Raw genomic sequence first — 22,223 nt, forward strand, 5'->3', positions numbered from 1 at the left:
AACAAGACATATGGACAAAGGAATTAGGTGGCTGGATAAATGAAAATCTTACTTATCATGGAAGAAACAGAAGAGCGAAGAAAATTAGTTGAGAACTTTACTGAAAACATTCGAAATGTAGAATGTTTTGAGGCGAAAACTGGAACAGAATCTTTGCTAATAATGAAAAAACATACACCTGATTTTGTTTTTTTAAATTCGCAATTAATGGATGGTACTGGTTTTGAATATTCGAGTTTGTTACGAGAAGTGAATTGTTATACGAAATTTATTTTTATTGGTGAGGATATAGAAGAGGCAATTACAGCTTTTCGTTTCCAAGCGTTTTATTATTTATTACGACCATTTCGTGAAGAAGATTTACAATTCATTTTATATAAAATGGGAAAAGAACAAGGTGAGAAAGCAAAGAGTCATCTGCGTAAACTGCCGATAGAAGGCCATGAGGGGATTAGATATATTCTCCCGGAGGATATTGTATATATTAGTAAAAATAAGGAAAACAAAACAGTTTCAATTTATACAACGAATAATCAGTATATTTCAACATACACACTCCAGGAATTAGAAAATAAACTAAATGCATATGATTTTTTACGTGTACATAAAAGCTATTTAATTAATATGTCATATGTACAAGAACTTAAACCTTATTATAATGGCACGTATAATTTGCATTTAGACAGGTACGATGAGCAACCGATTCCAGTAAGCCGTAATTATGTAAAACGGCTTCGAAATAAAATTGAGCTATGACAAGTAATGAGAGAATTTTAACATAATAGCCTAGAAATCCTTCATGATAAGGAGGATTCAAATTAAATATTCAGAAAATTTAGTACAATCTCCTCTAAGAAGTAGTAATGGGGGGATTGTACGTGAAAACATTGAAATCAATTTTACTTTGGGGAGTTATTGCAGCAGTAGGAGCATCTGCTTTTGGTGTAATAGCTTTATCACAAGGTGAGACAATTAATGCTGTATGGCTATTAGTTGCTGCTGTATCAGTGTATGCGATTGCTTATCGCTTTTATAGTAGATTTATAGCAAGGAAAGTTTTTGGCCTAGATAATAATAGGCAAACGCCTGCTCATACGTTAAATGATGGGAAGGATTATGTTCCAACAAATAAATGGGTTTTATTCGGACATCACTTCGCTGCGATTGCAGGGGCAGGTCCTTTAGTAGGACCAATTTTGGCGGCGCAGATGGGGTATTTACCTGGGACTATTTGGATTATTGTTGGGGTAGTTATTGCCGGAGCTGTACAAGATTTTGTAATTTTATTTGCTTCAATGAGACGTAATGGTAAATCATTAGGAGAAATGATTAAAGATGAAATTGGTCCTGTTACAGGATTAATTGCGATGATTGGTATTTTAGGTATTATGATAATTTTATTAGCAGTATTAGCTTTAGTAGTTGTGAAGGCACTTGTTGGAAGCCCATGGGGAATGTTTACAATCGCAGCAACAATTCCAATTGCTATTTTAATGGGAGTTTACATGCGTTACATTAGACCAGGGCGAGTAGGGGAAGGATCAGTAATCGGTATTGTTCTACTAGTCCTATCGCTTATTGGTGGACAGTATGTAGCAGAAAATCCAACGCTTGCAAGTATGTTTACTTTTAGTGGTGAAACAATTGCTATTATGCTTATCGTATATGGATTCATTGCATCGGCATTACCAGTTTGGATGCTCCTTGCACCACGTGATTATTTAAGTACATTTTTAAAAATAGGAACGATACTTGGATTAGCAATTGGTATTTTAATTGTAGCTCCAGATTTGAAGATGCCGGCAGTATCTAAGTTTATTGATGGAACAGGCCCCGTCTTCTCCGGGAATTTATTTCCGTTCTTATTTATTACAATAGCTTGCGGTGCTGTCTCTGGATTCCACGCTCTCGTTTCATCAGGTACTACGCCGAAAATGATTGAGCAAGAAGGTCATGCACAACCAATTGGTTATGGGGCAATGTTAATGGAATCATTTGTAGCAGCGATGGCTATGATTGCAGCTTGTGTATTAACACCAGGAACTTATTTTGCAATTAATAGTCCAGCAGCACTGATCGGAACAGATGTATCACAAGCGGCTCAAGTTATTTCTTCGTGGGGATTTGCTATTACACCGAATGAACTAAAAGAACTTGCTGTTAACGTTGGAGAACAGACCATTTTATCACGTACAGGTGGCGCACCAACATTAGCAATTGGTATGGCACATATATTTTCACAAGTAATAGGTGGAACGGCGATGATGGCATTTTGGTACCATTTTGCCATTCTTTTTGAAGCACTATTTATTTTAACAACGATTGATGCTGGAACACGTGTAGGACGATTTATGATTCAAGATATTTTAGGGCATGTGTACAAGCCGTTTGCGAAAACAGATTCCACAATAGCGAATGTGGTTGCTACAACGTTATGTGTATTAGGCTGGGGGTACTTCTTATATCAAGGGGTGGTTGACCCTCTCGGTGGAATTAATACGCTATGGCCACTTTTCGGTATTGCAAATCAAATGTTAGCGGGGATTGCACTATTACTTGGAACGACAATTTTATTCAAAATGGGGAAAAAGGCATACGTTTGGGTAACGCTTATTCCGACTATAGGATTACTTATTGTAACGATGACAGCTGGTTATCAAAAGTTATTTCATGAAAATCCTAAAATAGGATTTCTATCACATGCGAAAGTGTTTCAGGGAGCATTAGATGATGGTAAGATATTAGCTCCAGCTAAAAATGTTGCGCAAATGAAACAAATTATTTTTAATGACTATATTGATGCGGCACTTTGTGGAATTTTTATGATAGTTGTAATTGCTGTATTAATTTCTGCAATTCGAATTTGGATTCAAGTATTAAGAAATAAGCCAATGCCGTTAAAAGAGGCACCATATATTCCAAAAGATGAAAGTGAGTCGAGGAACTATGCTTAAAAATTTACGGAACGTATGGGGAAAGAGAAAGCAATTTATTAGTTTACTTGTCGGAGTTCCAAGTTATGAAACGTATGTAAATCACATGAAAATAAATCATCCAGAAGAGAAAATTTTATGTCAAAAGCAATTTTTTGCTGAGGCACAAGAAGCTAGATTTAATGCAAAAGGCGGAAAAATATCACGATGTTGTTAATGGAAGGGGCGAAATTTCGTCCCTTTTTATTTTGTTGTTCCACGTGGAACAACAAAATAAAAAAGTTTGGGAATTATAGGGATTTCGTAATACAATAACATATGGAAAGGGATAGATGGAAAAGAAAAAGTAGGGAGATTATTTTATGTTCAGAGATCTATTTGTAAATATGACAATTATTCTTTCCTTTATCTTTGTAGGTGGTCAGCTTTTAAGAGATAAGCCGTTAAAAGAGGGATTCGCTGTTTGGCAAAAATGTGTAGTAGGTATTTTTACTGGGATATTAGGTGTATTATTAATGCATTTTGGTGTACATATTGAAGATAGTCTGTTGGATTTACGTTACTTGGCAGTTATTTTGGCAGTTATAATTGGGGGGCCGATAGCCAGTAGTATAACAGTTGCTATCATTTTAATAACTCGGCTACTTTTTACTGATTACTCTTTAGCCTCTGAGTTGGCTTGCTATACCATCATAGTAACCGGAATTGGTATTGTCTTCATTTGGCGGATGAAAATTTCTATATTTACAAAGTGGATATGGCTTAATGTGTATAGCTTGTCTATTTTAATATTACCACTGTCTATTTTATTTAAGGATGTATCTGTAGTGGTATTATATTTTATTTGTTGTATTGTAGCAGCATACATCACATTTGTAAGTGCAAGTTACGTATTGCAATCCAATGAATTATTTCAAACGATGAAGCATTATGCAACGATAGATGCATTAACGAATCTAGGAAATGTAAGACAGTTTGATTTCGAGATGAATCGTCATATTGGTAGCAAGCATATGAAAAATGATTCACTTTGTTTATTACTTATAGATATTGATCACTTTAAGTATGTAAATGATACGTACGGTCATCCTGCTGGAGATGAAGTGTTAAAACAACTAGGGCGTATTTTGTTAGAAAATGCACCATTCCCAAATTTAGTCTTTCGAAAGGGTGGCGAAGAGTTTGCTCTGTTGTTACCGAAAAAAATGATAGCATTTGGAACTTGTATAGGGGAACAAATTCGACTAGCAGTTGAAAAGCATTCATTTCAACTGCAAAATGGGGAAAAAATTAAAATTACAGTTTCTGTTGGGCTTTCAGAATATAAAAAATCACCTGAGCAATTTATTCAATCAGCGGATGATGCGTTATATTATTCAAAAAGAAATGGTAGAAACAAGGTTAGTTCAGCATCATAGGAATTTGGGGAGTACTTTAAAACATTTCTGTAAAGTAATTAAAACCCACAGAACAATAAATGTTCTGTGGGTTTTAATCTATTTTTAAATTTATTAATAAAAAGCTTTATGTTAGACAAGTTCTTTCGGTGCAACGAATTTGCGGTATGCACCGTGATGTGTTGGTCCTACATATTCGTTAATCTTAAATGAATGACGAATTGCAGCTGTGATGAATTCTTTCGCAGTTTTTACTGCTTCTTTCACCGTTTTTCCTTTTGCAAGTTCTGCTGTAATTGCAGCAGAATATGTACAACCTGCACCGTGTGTATTTGTCGTATCAATCTTTTCTGATTCTAGAAGATCGAATGTTTCGCCGTCATATAACACATCAATAGCAGTTTCTGTACCTAGTTTGCTACCACCTTTAATCAGTACGTATTTAGCGCCTAAAGCATGGATTTTTTTTGCAGCTTCTTTCATGTCCTCAAGAGAATTAATTTTCACACCACTTAATTGATATGCTTCAAATAAGTTAGGCGTTACGACTAATGCCTTTGGAACAAGAACGTCACGTAAGCAGTCATTTGTTTCAGGATGTAACGCTTCATCCGCTCCTTTACATACCATAACAGGATCAACTACTACATTTTCGAAATTGTGCTTTTCAATTGTTTCCGCAACCATTTCGATAATTTCTACTGATCCAAGCATACCCGTTTTTAAAGCATCTACGCCAACGCCTTCAATTGTCGTTTCTAATTGTGGTTTTAATGTAGAAGCTGGGATTGGGAATACGTTATGTGCCCAGCCGTTATGTGGATCCATCGTTACGATTGTCGTAAGGGATGTCATTCCGTATACACCAAGTTCTTGGAATGTTTTTAAATCTGCTTGTATACCAGCACCGCCACTTGTGTCAGAACCAGCGATAGTAAGTGCCTTATTTAATGTCATTATGAAAGCCCCCTCAAGTGATATAATGAAAACTATGTTTTCACCATTATATCAATGTTACGAATAAGTACAAAGTGAAAAGTAGATGATTTATGTTAAGTACTATTTAAAATCTTGTATGTAGGAGACGAATTATGTTTCAAGAGAATCGTACAAATGAATTAGTTATATTAAAAGAGATTGCAGAAACGTTGAATACCTCAAATGATACATATCACGTACTTCAAGCTGTGCTGGAAAAGCTGTTGAATGTAACTGGTTTAACGACAGGATGGATTTTCCTTGCGGATGAAAATGGTAGATATACAAAATTAATTGATTACCAATTACCAGAGGGATTGAAATTCGAAAATAAACGACCGATGTGTGAGGGGAATTGCTGGTGCTTACACCGCTTTGTGGAAGGAAAACTAGAGCGAGCAGTTAATATTATTGAATGTAAGAGAATTAATAATGCGATTGAATACAACTGGGGAGATACAGAAGGGATTGTACATCATGCGACAGTACCGCTAAAAGCGGGAGAAGATGAATTTGGCGTGTTAAATGTAGCTAGCCCAGGTAAAACGCATTTTTCGGAAGAAGAATTAGTACTATTACAATCAGTTGCCTTTCAAATTGGAACGGCATTAAAGCGTACAAAACTGTATGAAAATGAAAAGAGAAGAGCTCATTATTATGTAAAGTTAGAACGCTTTATTCAAGCTTTAAGGACAATTCATAAATTTAATGCATTACCAGAAGAGATTGTAATGCAAATAGGGAGCTTATTTCTATGGGAGCAAGTTGTATTCTTTATTAGAGAAGAAAATGAACTAGCTGTGAGAGCTTCTTATAAGAAAGGTGAACTACAAGATGATTTGAGGGCAGCAGCACAGGAAGCGTTGGAAAAAGAAGAATCTGTTTTGTTGAAGCGTCAGGTTGGTAATATAGAACATCCCAATAGGGCAGTTATCGCTATTCCGATACATATTCAAGATCATATATTTGGAGTATTAAGTGTAAGTTCTAATAATGGAGAATTTGATATAAATACGATAGATGTAGTACAAGCGTTAGCAAATCATATTTCATTAATGATAGAGAACTTAAGATTAAATGAAAAACGCCGCGAACTTGTACGAATGGAAGAGCGTAATCGTTTAGCTAGAGATTTACATGATTCTGTTTCACAAAAGTTGTTTTCATTAACGTTTATGACGAAAGGCGCTGAAGCTGTCTTAAAGGGTCAAAATGAAAAGGTAGATCAGTCTTTGTATGAGATGCGTGAATTAGCACAAGGTGCCTTAAAGGAAATGAGGACATTAATTTGGCAGCTCCGTCCAGCTGGATTAGAGAAAGGGTTATTACCAGCTTTAAAGCAATATGGTGAAAGTTTAGGATTGAAAATTCGGGAGCAAGTTACAGGTGTACGTGATTTGCCGCGTGTAGTAGAAGAAGCGCTATGGCGAATTGGACAAGAAGCTTTAAATAACGTAAGTAAGCATGCGAATGTAAGAGAAGCGACGATTTATTTCAAAGTGACGGAGAAAAATGTATCATTAGAAATAGTCGATCAAGGAAATGGGTTTGTAGAAAAGGATATAAAAGAGAAGAAATCACTCGGTATGACTACGATGCGTGAAAGAGTAGAATTAGTTGGTGGAACAATTAAAATTGTAAGTAGTAAGAAACGAACGAGTATAAAAGTAAATGTACCATTATGATGTGAAAATGAGGGAAGTTTGTGAAAATAAAAGTATTGTTAGTTGATGATCATACAGTTGTTTTAAAAGGATTAGCATTTTTTCTAAGCACACAGGAAGATTTTGAATTAGTTGGTGAAGCAAACAATGGGAAAGAGGCGCTAGTGAAAGTAGGCGAAACGAGTCCAGATGTCGTATTAATGGATTTATATATGCCTGAGATGGATGGAATTGAGGCAACAGCTTGTATTAAAAAAGAATATCCAAACGTGAAAGTAATTGTATTGACTAGTTTTTCTGATCAAGCTCATGTATTGCCGGCACTAAAAGCTGGGGCGAGCGGTTATATTTTAAAAGATATTGAACCAGATCAGCTTGTTGAAGCTATTCGAAGCGCGTATAAAGGTAATATTCAATTACATCCAGATATAGCAAATGCCCTTCTTTCTCAAACATTACCACAGGAAGAGAAAGAAGAAGAACCTTCGGTTCAAGTGGATGTATTAACGGCGAGAGAAAATGAAGTATTGCAGTTATTGGCGAAAGGGATGAGTAATAAAGAAATTGCTTCTGTTTTAGTTATTACAGAAAAAACGGTAAAAGCTCATATGAGTAGTATTTTGAGTAAGTTACATTTATCCGATCGCACACAAGCAGCATTATATGCAGTGAAAAATGGAATCGTATAAGACAAAAGTCGTAAGACCTAGTTCGCCTTTAGAAGGTGGACTTTTTTTATGGAAAAATACGTCTATGTGAGGACGTAATTGTCTTGATATAAAGATAAAATGTATTTGTAAGCAACAATAATTATAAGGGAGTACCCTTTTTCGTAAGTAATATATAACAACATAAGAGTGAGTAGTAGGAGGAAAAACAATGGCAACAGTTTTATTTGTAAAAGCAAACAACCGCCCAGCGGAACAAGCAGTTAGTGTGAAATTATACGAGGCATTTTTAGAAAACTATAAAGAAGCGCATCCAAATGATACAGTGGTAGAACTTGATTTATATAAAGAAGAATTACCATATGTAGGCGTAGATATGATTAATGGTACATTCAAAGCAGGTAGAGGATTTGATTTAACAGAAGAAGAAGCAAAAGTGGTAGCAGTTGCTGATAAGTATTTAAATCAATTCTTAGAAGCTGATAAAGTAGTTTTCGGTTTCCCATTATGGAACTTAACGATTCCGGCCGTATTACACACGTATATTGATTATTTAAACCGTGCTGGTAAAACGTTTAAATATACACCAGAAGGTCCAGTTGGGCTTATTGGAGATAAGAAGATTGCATTATTAAATGCACGCGGCGGCGTATATTCTGAAGGACCAGCAGCTGAAATGGAAATGGCTGTAAAATATGTAGCGAGCATGATGGGCTTCTTCGGTGCAACAAACATGGAAACGGTAGTTATTGAAGGACATAACCAATTCCCAGATAAAGCAGAAGAGATCATTGCAGCAGGTCTTGAAGAAGCGGCTAAAGTAGCAAGTAAATTTTAATTTAAATTATAATCGCCACTCAAAAAACAGCATTAACTTTTATGTTAATGCTGTTTTTTATATTTTTAGCTCGTCAGCAAGTTTTTCTAATTGATTTCGATCTTGTATATAATATGTTCGTCCTTCCTTTTTTAAGTAGTTTTGCTGGCAAAACTGGTTTAATACATATAAAAGGTGACGGTAGCTGACATTTAAGTATTCCGAAGCCTCAGTATGTTTTTCTGTATAACTGTTATTTTGTTCTGTTAATAGAATAAAAGCCGCTAATTGATTTTCGAACGGATAACTATTGTTTTTGGCATAACTTTCTGTTCGGGTAATTGTTTTTTCGCCGATAAATTTGCATAGTTTCTGTAGAAAGGTAGCATCTTGCAATAAAAGATGCTGACAATCTTTAAGAGGAAGCGCTAGGCAAATACAATCTTCAATCACCTCAACCGCTTTCGTAACAGATTCTACGCCAATTAATCCTAATTCCCCAATGAATGAAGGTGCTTGAATAAAATTAATTAAAGAAACTTTCCCATTTTTATGGCTCATATATATTTTGGCTTTCCCGGAAATTAAGTAATAGAGATAAGGGAGGTCGATTCCCTCCTTACATATCCTTTCTTTCTTTTGAAAAGAATGTAGTTCAGCATACGGTAAGACATCAAAAGAAAAAAGAGTATGGAAGTTATAAATTTGCATGTAATGAGAGATTTCTTCGCTATTTTTACTGACTTTCATGTTTTCACCTCATGTTTAGTATGAGATATCTCCTATTATTTTTACAAGGAAGAATGATACGATTTATGTAAATTTGTTTTTGTAGAAAAGAGAGTGTGAGGGGTTTATGAAAAAATATAAAACATTGCTATTTGATGTAGATGATACATTGTTAGATTTTCAGAAGGCAGAGAAAGTGGCGTTACGTATGCTCTTTGAAGAGAAAGGGATTCCTTTAACTAGCGAGGTTGAAGCGCAGTATAAAAAAATTAATAAAAGCCTTTGGGATGCTTTTGAAGAAGGTGAAATAAATCGTGATGAAGTCGTAAATACACGATTTTCGATTTTGTTTAAAGAGTACGAGGAAGAAGTAGATGGGATATTATTCGAAAATAATTATCGCAGCTACTTAGAAGAAGGAAACCAACTAATCCAAGGTGCGTTTGAATTTATAAATCAAATTCAAAGTGAGTATGATTTATATATAGTGACAAACGGTATTTCTAAGACGCAAGATAAACGTTTGCGTAATGCAGGATTACATTCATTGTTTAAAGATATTTTTGTTTCTGAAGATACGGGATTCCAAAAGCCGATGAAAGAGTATTTTGAATATGTTTTTGAACGTATTCCTAACTTCGCTTCTGAAGAAGGACTCATTATTGGGGATTCGTTAAGTGCCGATATTAAAGGTGGATATGTAGCAGGAATTGATACTTGTTGGTTTAATCCAGAAAAGAAATCAAATGATAGCGAGATTGTGCCAACATATGAAGTGCATAGTTTTGAAGAGTTACACGCGCTATTAAAGCAGCACGTATAATAAGAATAGGCAGTGGAACTTTTGTCCCCACTGCCTATTTTTATTAATTTGTAGTTTCGTTATGTTTAGGAAGCGGAAATGCATTCCCAATCGCGGCTGCCCCGAGCATCGGTAATAATAAATTGAGCGGGAAAAACATGAGTAATAGTAATGTTATAGCTATTGGTTTTCTTAATGCATAGCTTGAAATAGCTGTCGTGACGATGGCTACAGAAGCTATTGGATCTATAGGGATAATAGAAGCTATAGCATATCCGATACTTGATCCAGTAAATATAATTGGGAAAATATGTCCGCCGCGCCAACCCGTATTTAAACAAACGGCAGTAATACATAATTTTAAAATTCCTGAAAGAAGTAGTACCCAGAAGGATAAATGGCTCCATTCAACGACTAAATCTTTTAATTGATGTTCCCCTGAGAACAACGTGTAAGGAAGAAAAGTTCCTGTAATTCCTAATAAAATACCGCCTATAATTCCAAGTGATACCTTGTATTCTTTGAAGGGGTGGATTAATTTCTCTAATGTGAATTCTAATTTGAAATAAAAGAAACCAACTATAGCACCAATGCTAGCAAGTGGTAGAAAGGCGATCCATTCATTAAGAGCAAGAGACCCTTCCCCAAAATCAACAATAAAGGATCCACGATTATCGAGTTTACTAAGCAATAAGTAAACGGAAAAACCGGCAAAAGTGGTAGCTAAATATACAATTGCTTTTTTTCCTTTCGAAAATTCATTAATTTGTTCACCCTCATTTTCATTCGGAGCTAAATAACCGAATAATGGTGCATTAAAAATAACACTTAAAGTGGCACCAATTCCAACCTCTGTTAGTTCATTCATTCCCTTTAAAGCAAATTTAAAGCGATCTCCTACCCATGTACAAAGTCCACCGATAATTCCAACAAGTGCAGCTTCTGGTCCTAAACTAGCTCCAAATATTAAAACGATAATTGCAGTTAAAGTAGCTTTATGTACAAAACGGTATTCAATTCTACCTGTTTTTTTATATTCATCCATCACTTCTGGCATAAGACGTGGATATGTACCGAAGTGTTTTTGTGATAAACCAACGAGGATACCACCGATGATTGTTACACAAATGGTGTAATAAGGGGGAGAAGAGAAAAGAGTAGGTAAGTATCCCCAAATAAAGTGAATTCCGATATTTATTGTGACTAAAAATGACCAGACCGTGACTCCGACTATAGAGCCTAAAAGAATGCCATATAGGACGAGTATATGGTGCATGTCCTTTTTATTTGTCATGTTGTACCTCCGTTATGTAAATTTTCATGTAGAAAGGATTAAATATGCTAGTGTGAATTGAATATATATATAGTATCTTTTTGAGGGGGTGGCTTATTCAATATATTGGGATCTCATGAAAATTTGAAACCAACGCGGTTAAACCACTTATTTAATTCTATATATGGATTGGAGTTTTTAAAAGGTCTTTTTCAAATGAATATGGAATATATTTCTTTTATTGTTTGTATTAAATTCCTTGCATTTAATTTAGAACATTCAGAAAAACTATTTGACATCAGGAAATTATTGCTATAAAATCAACGGTAATTGCATAGTCTTATCAAGAAAAGGTGGAGGGACAGGCCCGATGAAACCTTGGCAACAGCCGTATAACGGAATTGTGCCAAATCCTGCAGGTAATAATCCTGAGAGATAAGAAAGATCCTTTAGAGCGTGTTTTCAAACTGCTCCTTTCTTGTTTTCAGGAAAGGGGCAGTTTTTTTATTTTGCATAAAGTGAAACTTTAATCAGTGGGGGTTTTGTCCCTCCCCGCGGATTATTAGCCCACACCAATCAGGTAGTTATCTCCCGCCTAACTTCCTCGCATTCGCCGAATTTTGAGGTGGGAGTCTTACTGACCGCAAATAGCGGGATAAAAGAAAGGAGAATGAGAGATGGGAGAATCATGGGGGAAAGGAACGATTTGTGTGCAAGGCGGCTATACGCCAAAAAATGGTGAGCCGCGTGTTTTGCCGCTTTATCAAAGTACAACGTATAAATACGATACTTCAGATGATTTAGCAGCACTATTTAATTTAGAGGCAGAAGGATATATATATACGCGTATTGGAAATCCTACTCTAGCTGCATTCGAGCAGAAGTTATCGGATTTAGAAGGCGGTGTAGGGGCTGTTGCAACAGCTTCTGGGCAGGCAGCTATTATGCTTGCGGTTTTAAATATTTGCAGTAGTGGAGACCATTTACTTTGTTCTTCAACTGTTTACGGAGGAACGTTTAATTTATTTGGAGTGAGTTTGCGTAAGCTTGGCATCGATGTTACGTTCTTTAATCCTAATTTAACGGCAGATGAGATTGTGGCACTTGCCAATGATAAGACAAAACTCGTTTATGCAGAGTCGTTAGGAAATCCAGCAATGAACGTTTTGAATTTCAAAGAACTTTCAGCAGCAGCAAAAGAATTAGAAGTACCTTTTATCGTTGATAATACATTAGCGACGCCTTATTTATGCCAGGCGTTTGAACATGGGGCAAATATCATTGTCCATTCTACAACGAAATATATTGATGGCCATGCAAGTTCTCTAGGCGGCATTGTAATAGACGGAGGGAACTTCGATTGGACAAATGGAAAATATCCTGAGCTTGTCGAACCTGATCCGAGTTATCACGGCGTAAGCTATGTTCAAAATTTTGGAGCAGCAGCGTATATTGTGAAAGCGCGTGTTCAATTATTAAGAGACTACGGAAACTGTATGAGCCCATTCAATGCATATATTAGCAACATTGGCCTGGAAACATTGCATTTACGAATGGAGCGTCATAGTGAAAATGCTCTCGAAGTTGCTAAGTGGCTTGCTAATCATGAGCGTATTGAATGGGTGAATTATCCGGGGTTAGATAGTAATGAAAATTACTCGTTAGCACAAAAATATTTGAAAAAAGGTGCTAGTGGAGTTTTAACTTTCGGTATTAAAGGCGGATTAGAAGCAGCAAAAGAATTTATCGCAAATGTAAAACTTGCAACTCTTGTAACGCATGTAGCTGACGCAAGAACTTGTGTAATACATCCTGCTAGTACGACGCACAGACAATTAAGCGCAGAAAATCAGCGTTTAGCTGGCGTTACATCTGATTTAATCCGTTTATCGGTCGGTATAGAAGATGTTTCTGATATTATTGCAGATTTAAAAGCGGCGCTAGTCGGAGGCAAACAACATGCCGATCATAATTGATAAAGATTTACCAGCTCGCAAAGTATTGCAGAAGGAAAATATTTTTGTAATGACGAAGGAGCGAGCAGTAACACAAGATATACGTGCTTTGAAAATTGCTATATTAAATTTAATGCCTACAAAGCAAGAAACAGAGGCGCAATTACTTCGTTTAATTGGAAATACGCCGTTGCAATTAGATGTACATTTACTTCATATGGAATCGCATCTGTCTCGCAATGTAGCGCAGGACCATTTAACGAGCTTCTATAAAACATTTCGTGATATTGAGGATGAAAAATTTGATGGACTCATTATTACAGGAGCACCAGTTGAAACTCTTTCTTTTGAAGAGGTAGATTATTGGGAAGAGCTTGGACGTATTATGGAGTATTCAAAAACGAATGTAACATCTACGCTTCATATTTGCTGGGGGGCACAAGCAGGTTTGTATTATCACTATGGTGTGCCGAAGTATCCTCTTGCGGAAAAAATGTTTGGTGTATTTGAACATGAGGTTCGCGAGCAACATGTGAAATTGTTACAAGGGTTTGATGAAGTGTTTTTTGCTCCGCATTCTCGTCATACAGAAGTAAGAGAGAGTGATATTGAAAAGGTGAAAGAATTAACGTTATTAGCCAATTCTGAAGAAGCAGGTGTTCATCTTGCTATTGGGCAAGATGGAAGGCAAGTTTTCGCACTCGGACATAGTGAATACAGTTGTGATACGTTAAAGCAAGAATACGAACGGGACTGCCAAAAAGGGTTAAATATTGATGTGCCAAAAAATTATTTTAAACATAATAATCCAAATGAGAAGCCACTTGTTAGGTGGAGGAGTCACGGGAATTTATTATTCTCTAATTGGTTGAATTATTACGTGTATCAAGAAACCCCTTATGTATTGTAAATGATTGTGTAACACGTGGTAGCGTTTTCCTTGTAAAGATTAACCTTTATTTTTCCGAATGTTCTAAATTCATTGTTTTTCAGATTTTTCGTCTATATAATTCATCTAAACACAATTTTTGAGGGGTGGACAGTATTATGAAAGAAATTCAAGTGGGGTTATTAGGTCTTGGGACAGTTGGTAGTGGTGTAGTTCGTATTATTACAGATCATCAAGAACGACTTATACACCAAGTAGGTTGTCCAGTGAAAGTAACGAAAGTATTGGTGCAAAACATTGAGAAAGAGAGAGAGGTCGACGTGCCTTCTACTCTATTAACACAAAATGTGAATGAAATTTTAGATAATCCAAATATTGATGTTGTCATCGAAGTGATGGGTGGCATTGATGATGCAAAAGCATATATTTTACAAGCTTTACAAAGTGGGAAGCACGTTGTGACTGCAAATAAAGATTTAATGGCATTACACGGAGCGGAATTATTAGCGGTAGCAAAGGATAATAAGGCTGATCTATTTTATGAAGCAAGTGTAGCGGGAGGAATTCCGATTTTACGAAGCATCGTAGAAGGACTTTCTTCAGATCTTATTACGAAAGTAATGGGAATTGTAAATGGAACGACAAATTTTATTTTGACGAAAATGTCAGACGAAGGGAGAGCATATAACGACGTGTTAAAAGAAGCTCAGCAGCTTGGATTTGCAGAAGCAGATCCAACATCAGACGTAGAAGGTTTAGATGCAGCAAGAAAGATGACGATTTTGGCTACTCTCGGTTTCTCTACAAATGTAGAGCTTGGAGATGTGAAGGTAAAAGGGATTACTTCTATTACAGCAGAAGATATTGAATATAGTAAGAGCTTAGGCTATACAATTAAATTAATTGGCCTTGCAAAGCGAGATGGCGAGAAATTAGAGGTTACAGTTGAGCCAACTTTACTTCCAAATGCACACCCTCTTGCGGCAGTGCAAAATGAATATAATGCTGTGTATGTGTATGGTGAAGCGGTAGGAGAAACGATGTTTTATGGCCCGGGAGCAGGAAGCTTACCGACAGCGACAGCTGTTGTTTCTGATCTAGTTGCTGTAATGCAAAATATTAGGTTAGGTGTAACAGGAAATAGTGCTGTAGTTCCGCAATATCAAAAGGTACTAAAAGAGCCAGATGAAATTATTGTGAAAAAGTTTTTAAGACTTCATGTGAAAGACGAAATTGGTGTGTTTGCAAAAATTACATCATTGTTCTCTGAGCGCGGTGTTAGTTTTGAAAAGATTATTCAAATGCCACTTGAAGAGAAAGGGAAAGCAGAAATAGTAATTGTAACGCATCGTGCTTCTCTTGCGGATTATGAGTACATTCTACATACATTGCAATCGTATGAAGAAGTAGATTGTGTGAAAGCAAATTATCGAATTGAAGGAGATGCTAAGTAGTATCTCTTCTAATAAAACGAAAAAACCTATTAAGCGGCTTGCTTAATAGGTTTTTTTCTATTTAAAATCTGCGTACCAACTTGAATAAAAGCTTGAATAATCCAACCTGTTGTAAAGGATAAGATAATTGTTCCAAAATAGATTGGCCCATCTAATAAGAAGCTTAATGTTAAAAATAAAAAAGCTAATGAAATTTCTGTTCTTCTAAATGTCCATTTCTTTTTCTCAGCAACAGTTAAAACGAAAGCCTCTTGAGGTGCTGCGCAAAGGTTAGTAGAGACGTAAAGACCAATTCCGGCTCCGACGAATAGATTTCCGCAAATAAGTGTTATATATTTTGGAAGAGAGCGGATAATGTCCATAATGGTCGTAATAGAACCAACCCAATCAACAAAAAGAGAAATAAGAATCATTGTGACAATTGTGCCGATTGTAATTTGTTTTTTGTCCCAAAAGAGTACGATCAGGGTAAAAACAAAGTTAATCATGAAAATCCAAAAACCAATACTTATCCCAAAATTTTGATATAGTGCAATAAAGAAGGAATCATAAGGGCTAAGTCCAAAGGAAGTAATTGTCGTCATCATATTAATACCGATGGCGAGAATGAGTAAACCGCCAATGAAAAATATATATTCTAGTTTGAATCGAAGCATAGTTGTATATCCTTTCAAAATGTATTTGCTAAGAAAGGATATACTGTGGAAAGCTTACCAGGTCAAGCGAGAATTTTTGAGGGGAAGGGGAGAATGAGATGACTAATATAAGAAAGATTGCTGAACTTGCTGGGGTATCTGTTTCAACTGTTTCACGTGTACTCAATAATCATCCGTATGTGAATGAACAGAAACGAAAAGAGATTTTAGCGATTATTGAAGAATTAAATTATACGCAAAATGTGAATGCGATTCATTTAGTGAAAGGAAAAACGAATGTAATTGGCGTTTTATTGCCGCACGTAAATGATCAATATTACAGTGCCATTATTGGGGGGATATCAAAGGAAACCGCAAAGAACAATTATAATATGATGCTTTGCCAGACAAATTATAGCGAAGAAAAAGAGCTTGAAATTTTACATATGTTAAAAATGAAAAAGCTTGATGGAGTAATTATATGTTCACGGACAAATAGTAAGGAAAAGCTTGAAGAGTATACGAAGTTTGGTCCAATTGTGATGTGTGAAGAAATAGATTCGAAATTCATTTCGAGTGTACATATTGATTACTACAAAGTATTTTTGCGCGGGATGAAAAGCTTAATAGATGCTGGTCATACACGTATCGGATATTGCATTGGAAGAAGTAATAGTATTAATAGCCAGAGGCGAAAAAAAGCGTATGAGGATTCACTTCAACAGATTGTTGTAACACCGTTAGATGCCTGGAAGTTTAAGGGCTGTTTTACGGTGGAAGATGGGCGCAATGTAGTCAGGGAATGGGCTCGTATGTCTGTAAAACCGACGGCTTTTCTTGTATCTTGCAATCATATTGCTGCAGGAATGGTAACGGAGGCGAAAAAACAAGGGATTCGTATCCCAGAGGATATTACGATTATCGGATGTGATGATCAAGAGGTGGCAAATATATTAGGTATTACGACGATTTCGCATTCCAGTAAAAATGTTGGTGTAAAGGCATTTGAATTATTATATGAAAAGATTAATGATGAGGAAATAGATGTGAAACATGTAGAGTTATTACCAAATTTGGTAGATAGGGAAACGACATAATAGAGAAGGTGTGAAAATCGCTTTTCGAAAATTCGTTTGGTATAATTATGGACAATCTATAGGGGCTAAAAGGGGTTTTGATATGAGATCAAAATTAGTAAAAGTAATTCTACTCATTACAATTGCGTCTTTCTGTTTATTTGCATATGGTTTTGTTTCGGGTGTAAATGATGTATTAAATCCGAAAGCTTCAAAATTAATTACGAAGACTGACGTAGTGGAAAAAGAGAAAAAGAAAACAGGAACGTTACAAGTAGTTAGTTTAGGTGATTCGTTAACGCGCGGCGTTGGTGATAAAGAAGGAATTGGCTATATTGGACGAATGAAAGAGAATTTACAAAAAGATTATAAACAAAAAGTTGCACTAAGCAATTTGGCAGTTAGTGGTGCGAAAATGCCCGATTTGTTAAAACAAATCGAAAGCAGCGGAGCTCAATATTCAATTAAGCAAGCAGATGTAATTGTTTTAACAATTGGAGGAAATGATTTGTTCCCAGGATGGGAATCGCTCGGAAAGATAGATTTAGAGACGTATCGTCCTGATACGGAAACGTTTCAAAATGAAGCGAAGAAAATTATAGAAGAAATTCGTAAATTAAACACAGATAGCCCTATTTTTTGGCTAGGATTATACAATCCTTTTGAAGATGTAGAAGATTTGAGAGGTTCATCAAATATTGTTGTTGATTGGAACGCTTCTTTAGAGAAGTTAGCATTAAATGATAAAAACGTATATATTACACCGACATTTGATTTATTCCAAAATCGTGGGAAAGATTTATTATACTCAGATCATTTTCATCCGAATGAAGTAGGTTACACATATATGGCGGAGCGTTTAGTCCAAAATGTTGTAAGTAAATTAAAACTAGAGCAAGGAGGGGTAAAATGACGACGATACTTTCTGTACGAGACTTGAAGAAGGTAATTGGAAAGAAGACTCTTGTGGAGGACATTTCATTTGATGTAAAACAAGGAGAAGTGTTTGGCTTTTTAGGACCGAACGGAGCCGGGAAAACGACAACAATTCGAATGTTAGTCGGACTGATTAAAGCGACAGAAGGTACTATTTCTATCGGTGGTTATTCTATTAAGGAAAATTTCAGAGAAGCGATGCGTCAAATTGGAAGTATCGTTGAAAACCCAGAGCTTTATACATATTTAACGGGATGGGAAAACTTAAAGCAATTTGCGCGCATGCTTGGTGATATATCAGATGAACGTATTGTTGAAATTGCAAAAATGGTTCATTTAGATGAGCGTATTCACGATAAGGTAAAAACATATTCCCTTGGTATGAAGCAGCGCCTTGGAATTGCACAGGCGCTACTTGGAAACCCGAAATTGCTCATATTAGATGAACCGACGAATGGTTTAGATCCAGCTGGGATTAGAGAGCTTAGGGAATTTATACATAAGCTTGTAAAAGAAGAAAATATGAGTGTATTTATTTCGAGTCACTTATTAAGTGAAGTGCAACTGATATGCGACCGTGTTGCTATTATTCATAAAGGAAAAATGATAACAGTTGCACCTATTGAAGAGTTGATCAAAACAGCGAGTGATCGTGTGGAATGGGTCGTTACACCGATTTCCAAAGCGAAAGACATGTTAGACGCTGCTGAAGAGATAGAGGAAGTTAGTGTAGAAGATGAGCGTTTATTATGTCGTATGGATGTTGCGTCTATTAATGTTTGGAATAAGCATTTTGTAGAAAACGGGATAGATGTACATAGCGTCAAAGAGCTTGTATTTACGCTAGAAGATTTATTTATTGAACTCACAAGGGGTGAGCAACATGCGTGAATTTGCGAATCTAGTTTTAAATGAATCAGAAAAGATTTATCGTAAGAAACGGATTGTTGTTGTCATGCTTATTTTAGCAATCTTGATTCCACTTTTTGTGTATGCTCAGTATCGTGAAATAGAAACGACGCAAAAAAGGCTTGGTACGACCGATTGGAAAGTATCATTACAGCAACAAATTGTTGATTCACAAAACCGCTTGAACAATTCTAGATTGCCAGAAGAATGGCGGGATTGGTTAAAAGTAAGAGTGGAACAACAACAATATTATTTAGATCATAATATTAATCCGACTGCGCCAGGAGCACCGACATTTGTGAGGGCGTTTATTGAACAAGGAATAACGTTATTTATTCCATTGCTCGTTATGATTGTCGCCATTGATATTGTTTCAGGAGAACGAAGCGATGGTACGATGAAAATGCTTCTGACGAGGCCAATTCGACGCTGGAAAATACTCCTTAGTAAATATGTGACGATGTTATTTTTCATTTCGCTCATATTGCTTCTTGTCGGTTTGTTTGCTTACGCATTATCAGGGCTTGTATTTGGATACTCTGGATGGAATTTACCTGTGCTAACAGGATTCGTCATTGATAAGGAAACGTTAAATACAAACTTTGTACACCTTATTCCGCAGTGGCAATACATTTTAATGGCGTACGGACTAGCTTGGTTTGTTGCTATCGTTGTTGGAACTATATCATTTATGGTCTCTGTTTTAATTCGTAATACACCAGCTGGTATGGGCGTTATGTTAGCTGCGTTAATTGCAGGCGGCATTTTAAGTTCATTCGCAACGTCTTGGGAAGGTGCGAAATACATTTTTAGTGTCAACTTATCGCTAACGGATTATTTATCAGGAAAACTGCCTGCATTACAAGGATTATCGATGGGATTTTCTTTAATGAATTTAACGGTTTGGGCAGTAGTTTCCCTTATCATTTCATTTGTAGTATTTACAAGGCAGGATATGGTGAATTAATTGGATAGGAAGTGAAGGCATGGAAAACATTTTGCAGAATGATTGGGGACCATTACTTGGGCCAGAATTTGAGAAAGAATACTATCAAGCTTTAGCTAATCTTTTAAAAGAAGAGTATGAGGAGCATGTGATTTATCCAAAGAAAGAAGATATTTTTAACGCTCTAGAGTATACAAGTTATGAAAATACAAAGGTTGTTATTTTAGGACAAGACCCATATCATGGACCGAATCAAGCACATGGTTTAAGCTTTTCGGTACAACCTGGTATTAAAACGCCGCCATCATTGCTAAATATGTACAAAGAACTTCGAGATGAATACGGTTATGAAATTCCGAATAATGGTTATTTAGTAAAATGGGCGGAGCAAGGGGTTTTACTATTAAATACTGTGTTAACGGTTCGTCAAGGTGAAGCGAATTCTCATAAAGGAAAAGGATGGGAGCATTTCACAGATCGCGTAATTGAGCTATTAAATGAACGTGAAAAGCCAGTTGTTTTCATATTATGGGGACGCCATGCTCAGGCGAAGAAAAAGTTAATTACGAATACGAATCATTATATTATCGAGTCCGTACATCCAAGTCCATTATCAGCAAGACGTGGTTTCTTTGGAAGTAAGCCGTACTCTAAAGTAAATGAGATTTTATCTAACATGGATGAAAAAGAAATCGATTGGCAAATTTCGAATATATAAACGCAAAAAAGGTAGCTAACGATTGTTAACTACCTTTTTACTATTACTGTTCATTTTTTAGTTTTGCATCTAGTACAAAAGTACCAAATGGGATAACTGATGCAGCAAGTGCACCAAGTGCCCATAAAATTGTTTTACGGTGTACGATTGTTACTTGAATTACCGCAAAGATGAATAGAATAAATAAAACGCCATGAGCCATACCTGTAATTTTAACAGCTGTTGCAAACCCTGCAAAATATTTTAATGGCATTGCTACAAATAATAGTAATAGGAAAGAAATCCCCTCAATTAAGCCGATTGCTCTTAATCTTCCGATTGGTGTAGATAACATGAAGTAGCCTCCTTTAATGTATGCTTGTATATAGTAAATTTGTATTCTTTTTCAAAATGAAATAGTCTATTTTGTTTAATTATATACAAAAAGAAAGTTTACACTACGAGAATAGTGCAAAGTTCAAAATATAGTCACAAAAGCATTGCAATTTAAATAAAAACCTATTTGAAGTATTTGACTTCAAATAGGTTTTATGAATGAAAATATTAAACAAGCGCTTTGCTTTTTAGTACAAATTTCTCTACAACTTTAGCAACGCCATCGTTCATATTTGTATCTGTTACATAGTTTGCAATTTCTTTAATATCATCTGGTGCATTGCCCATCGCAACGCCAAGACCAGCAAATTCAATCATCGCTTGATCGTTATAGCTATCGCCCATTGCGATAACTTCTTCGCGTTTAATACCAAGTTTTTGGATTAATTGGTTTAAGCTCGTTCCTTTCGTAACACCATGTTCAGTAAATTCTAAGAAGAATGGTTTAGAGCGCATAACACTTAATTGACCTTCTAGTTGTTTTTGTAGTTTCTTTTCTACTTCAACAAGGCGTTCAGCTTCTTTATTCATTAATACTTTTACTACAGGCTCTTTAACAGCAGTTTTAAAATCATCTACTTCAATAATTGGCATACCAGTAATTTCGCCCTCAATTTTAGTATAAGGATTATTTTCTTCTGTTACGATATCATCGCCAATATAAGTATGAATCCATACATCTTCAGTTTTACTAATTTCAAATAGGTTGTGAACGATTTCAGGAGATAGCGTGCTACTGAAGATTTCTTCATTTGTTTTACAGTTAATAATTTTTGCGCCGTTAAAAGATAGAATGAAGCTACCGTATTCCTCTAAACGAAGTTCTTTTGCAACATTGCGCATACCAAACGTTGGGCGTCCAGAAGCAAGTACAACTTTAACTCCTTGCTCTTGTGCTGTCATTAAAGCCTCTTTCGTACGAGGTGAAATTGTATGGTCGTCGCGTAATAAAGTATCATCTAAATCTAAAACAATCATTTTATAAGTCATATAGAAAATTCCTTTCTTTGTAGAAATAAATTTTTATGAAGATAGTGGGGAATATATAGTAAGACATCGAACTTCTTTG

At 35.8% G+C, this 22,223-nt stretch carries 22 protein-coding genes and 1 riboswitch; of the genes, 16 read left to right on the plus strand and 6 right to left on the minus strand.

Annotated features, from left to right (window positions below; translation table 11 throughout):
* The first annotated feature begins 39 nt into the window (after positions 1 to 39).
* The 4 genes from DET63_RS05990 to DET63_RS06005 all read left to right on the plus strand — a co-directional run bounded on the left by DET63_RS05990 (position 40) and on the right by DET63_RS06005 (position 4,351).
* On the plus strand, positions 40 to 756 hold the full coding sequence (locus DET63_RS05990) for a LytR/AlgR family response regulator transcription factor (RefSeq protein ID WP_002089871.1): 717 nt from the start codon (positions 40 to 42) through the stop codon (positions 754 to 756).
* Between the two features lie 122 nt (positions 757 to 878).
* Positions 879 to 2,954 (plus strand): carbon starvation protein CstA, encoded by a 2,076-nt coding sequence (gene cstA / locus DET63_RS05995; RefSeq protein WP_113936145.1) that lies wholly within the window; start codon positions 879 to 881, stop codon positions 2,952 to 2,954.
* Entirely contained in the window at positions 2,947 to 3,150 is a 204-nt protein-coding gene (locus tag DET63_RS06000; protein ID WP_002130134.1) for a YbdD/YjiX family protein, read from the plus strand. Before cstA ends, DET63_RS06000 begins: the two co-directional genes overlap by 8 nt.
* Before the next feature lie 145 nt (positions 3,151 to 3,295).
* Positions 3,296 to 4,351: a diguanylate cyclase gene (locus DET63_RS06005; protein ID WP_113936146.1), complete on the plus strand. Its 1,056-nt coding sequence runs from the start codon at positions 3,296 to 3,298 to the stop codon at positions 4,349 to 4,351.
* 111 nt (positions 4,352 to 4,462) lie between these two features.
* On the opposite strand, the gene pdxK is transcribed toward DET63_RS06005, so the two are convergent.
* Positions 4,463 to 5,287 carry a pyridoxine/pyridoxal/pyridoxamine kinase gene (pdxK, locus tag DET63_RS06010; protein ID WP_002016397.1) on the minus strand — a complete coding sequence of 275 codons (825 nt, stop codon included), beginning with the start codon at positions 5,285 to 5,287 and terminating at the stop codon, positions 4,463 to 4,465.
* A gap of 134 nt (positions 5,288 to 5,421) precedes the next feature.
* Between pdxK and DET63_RS06015 the strand changes: the two genes are divergently transcribed.
* The 3 genes from DET63_RS06015 (at position 5,422) to DET63_RS06025 (ending at position 8,478) form a co-directional block, all read left to right on the plus strand.
* The gene (locus DET63_RS06015) at positions 5,422 to 6,993 is read left to right on the plus strand and encodes a GAF domain-containing sensor histidine kinase (RefSeq protein WP_113936147.1); all 1,572 of its coding nucleotides are present in this window, start codon (positions 5,422 to 5,424) and stop codon (positions 6,991 to 6,993) included.
* 20 nt (positions 6,994 to 7,013) lie between these two features.
* Positions 7,014 to 7,661: a response regulator gene (locus DET63_RS06020; protein WP_002016393.1), complete on the plus strand. Its 648-nt coding sequence runs from the start codon at positions 7,014 to 7,016 to the stop codon at positions 7,659 to 7,661.
* Between the two features lie 190 nt (positions 7,662 to 7,851).
* Entirely contained in the window at positions 7,852 to 8,478 is a 627-nt protein-coding gene (locus tag DET63_RS06025; RefSeq protein WP_113936148.1) for an FMN-dependent NADH-azoreductase, read from the plus strand.
* Between the two features lie 57 nt (positions 8,479 to 8,535).
* Here the strand turns inward: DET63_RS06025 and DET63_RS06030 are convergent, their stop codons facing one another.
* Positions 8,536 to 9,207: a transcriptional regulator YeiL gene (locus DET63_RS06030; RefSeq protein ID WP_113936149.1), complete on the minus strand. Its 672-nt coding sequence runs from the start codon at positions 9,205 to 9,207 to the stop codon at positions 8,536 to 8,538.
* A 106-nt stretch (positions 9,208 to 9,313) separates the two neighbouring features.
* Between DET63_RS06030 and DET63_RS06035 the strand changes: the two genes are divergently transcribed.
* Positions 9,314 to 10,009, plus strand: a complete 696-nt coding sequence (locus DET63_RS06035; RefSeq protein ID WP_113936150.1) for a YjjG family noncanonical pyrimidine nucleotidase — start codon at positions 9,314 to 9,316, stop codon at positions 10,007 to 10,009.
* Between the two features lie 43 nt (positions 10,010 to 10,052).
* Here the strand turns inward: DET63_RS06035 and DET63_RS06040 are convergent, their stop codons facing one another.
* Complete coding sequence (locus tag DET63_RS06040) at positions 10,053 to 11,282, minus strand: chloride channel protein (RefSeq protein ID WP_113936151.1); 1,230 nt, start codon at positions 11,280 to 11,282, stop codon at positions 10,053 to 10,055.
* A gap of 316 nt (positions 11,283 to 11,598) precedes the next feature.
* Positions 11,599 to 11,703: riboswitch (SAM riboswitch) on the plus strand.
* Positions 11,704 to 11,938: 235 nt separating this feature from the next.
* On the opposite strand from DET63_RS06040, the gene DET63_RS06050 reads away from it, so the two are divergent.
* The 3 genes from DET63_RS06050 to DET63_RS06060 all read left to right on the plus strand — a co-directional run bounded on the left by DET63_RS06050 (position 11,939) and on the right by DET63_RS06060 (position 15,559).
* Positions 11,939 to 13,237, plus strand: coding sequence for a bifunctional O-acetylhomoserine aminocarboxypropyltransferase/cysteine synthase (locus DET63_RS06050; protein WP_113936152.1), 1,299 nt, complete (start codon positions 11,939 to 11,941; stop codon positions 13,235 to 13,237).
* Complete coding sequence (metA, locus tag DET63_RS06055) at positions 13,221 to 14,126, plus strand: homoserine O-acetyltransferase MetA (RefSeq protein ID WP_113936153.1); 906 nt, start codon at positions 13,221 to 13,223, stop codon at positions 14,124 to 14,126. The genes DET63_RS06050 and metA overlap by 17 nt, the downstream gene beginning before the upstream one ends.
* A 137-nt stretch (positions 14,127 to 14,263) precedes the next feature.
* Entirely contained in the window at positions 14,264 to 15,559 is a 1,296-nt protein-coding gene (locus DET63_RS06060; RefSeq protein ID WP_113936154.1) for a homoserine dehydrogenase, read from the plus strand.
* A gap of 29 nt (positions 15,560 to 15,588) precedes the next feature.
* On the opposite strand, the gene DET63_RS06065 is transcribed toward DET63_RS06060, so the two are convergent.
* Positions 15,589 to 16,215 (minus strand): YczE/YyaS/YitT family protein, encoded by a 627-nt coding sequence (locus DET63_RS06065; protein WP_002089845.1) that lies wholly within the window; start codon positions 16,213 to 16,215, stop codon positions 15,589 to 15,591.
* A 98-nt stretch (positions 16,216 to 16,313) separates the two neighbouring features.
* Between DET63_RS06065 and DET63_RS06070 the strand changes: the two genes are divergently transcribed.
* From DET63_RS06070 to DET63_RS06090, 5 genes are read left to right on the plus strand one after another with little or no spacing between them, the layout of a single operon-like run.
* Positions 16,314 to 17,291 carry a LacI family DNA-binding transcriptional regulator gene (locus DET63_RS06070; RefSeq protein ID WP_002068605.1) on the plus strand — a complete coding sequence of 326 codons (978 nt, stop codon included), beginning with the start codon at positions 16,314 to 16,316 and terminating at the stop codon, positions 17,289 to 17,291.
* A gap of 10 nt (positions 17,292 to 17,301) precedes the next feature.
* On the plus strand, positions 17,302 to 18,183 hold the full coding sequence (locus DET63_RS06075) for an SGNH/GDSL hydrolase family protein (protein ID WP_113936155.1): 882 nt from the start codon (positions 17,302 to 17,304) through the stop codon (positions 18,181 to 18,183).
* A complete protein-coding gene (locus tag DET63_RS06080) occupies positions 18,180 to 19,097 on the plus strand; it encodes an ABC transporter ATP-binding protein (RefSeq protein ID WP_113936156.1) in 918 nt (305 codons plus the stop codon). Before DET63_RS06075 ends, DET63_RS06080 begins: the two co-directional genes overlap by 4 nt.
* Entirely contained in the window at positions 19,090 to 20,082 is a 993-nt protein-coding gene (locus DET63_RS06085) for an ABC transporter permease (protein ID WP_002138969.1), read from the plus strand. The genes DET63_RS06080 and DET63_RS06085 overlap by 8 nt, the downstream gene beginning before the upstream one ends.
* Before the next feature lie 19 nt (positions 20,083 to 20,101).
* Positions 20,102 to 20,779 carry a uracil-DNA glycosylase gene (locus DET63_RS06090; RefSeq protein ID WP_113936157.1) on the plus strand — a complete coding sequence of 226 codons (678 nt, stop codon included), beginning with the start codon at positions 20,102 to 20,104 and terminating at the stop codon, positions 20,777 to 20,779.
* Between the two features lie 43 nt (positions 20,780 to 20,822).
* Here the strand turns inward: DET63_RS06090 and DET63_RS06095 are convergent, their stop codons facing one another.
* Positions 20,823 to 21,113 (minus strand): DUF3817 domain-containing protein, encoded by a 291-nt coding sequence (locus DET63_RS06095; RefSeq protein WP_113936158.1) that lies wholly within the window; start codon positions 21,111 to 21,113, stop codon positions 20,823 to 20,825.
* Positions 21,114 to 21,322: 209 nt separating this feature from the next.
* The gene (locus DET63_RS06100) at positions 21,323 to 22,144 is read right to left on the minus strand and encodes a Cof-type HAD-IIB family hydrolase (RefSeq protein ID WP_002068608.1); all 822 of its coding nucleotides are present in this window, start codon (positions 22,142 to 22,144) and stop codon (positions 21,323 to 21,325) included.
* Positions 22,145 to 22,223 lie beyond the last annotated feature (79 nt).

The organism is Bacillus sp. DB-2, assembly GCF_003315125.1.
In the GTDB taxonomy this organism is placed as follows: Bacteria; Bacillota; Bacilli; order Bacillales; family Bacillaceae_G; genus Bacillus_A; species Bacillus_A mycoides.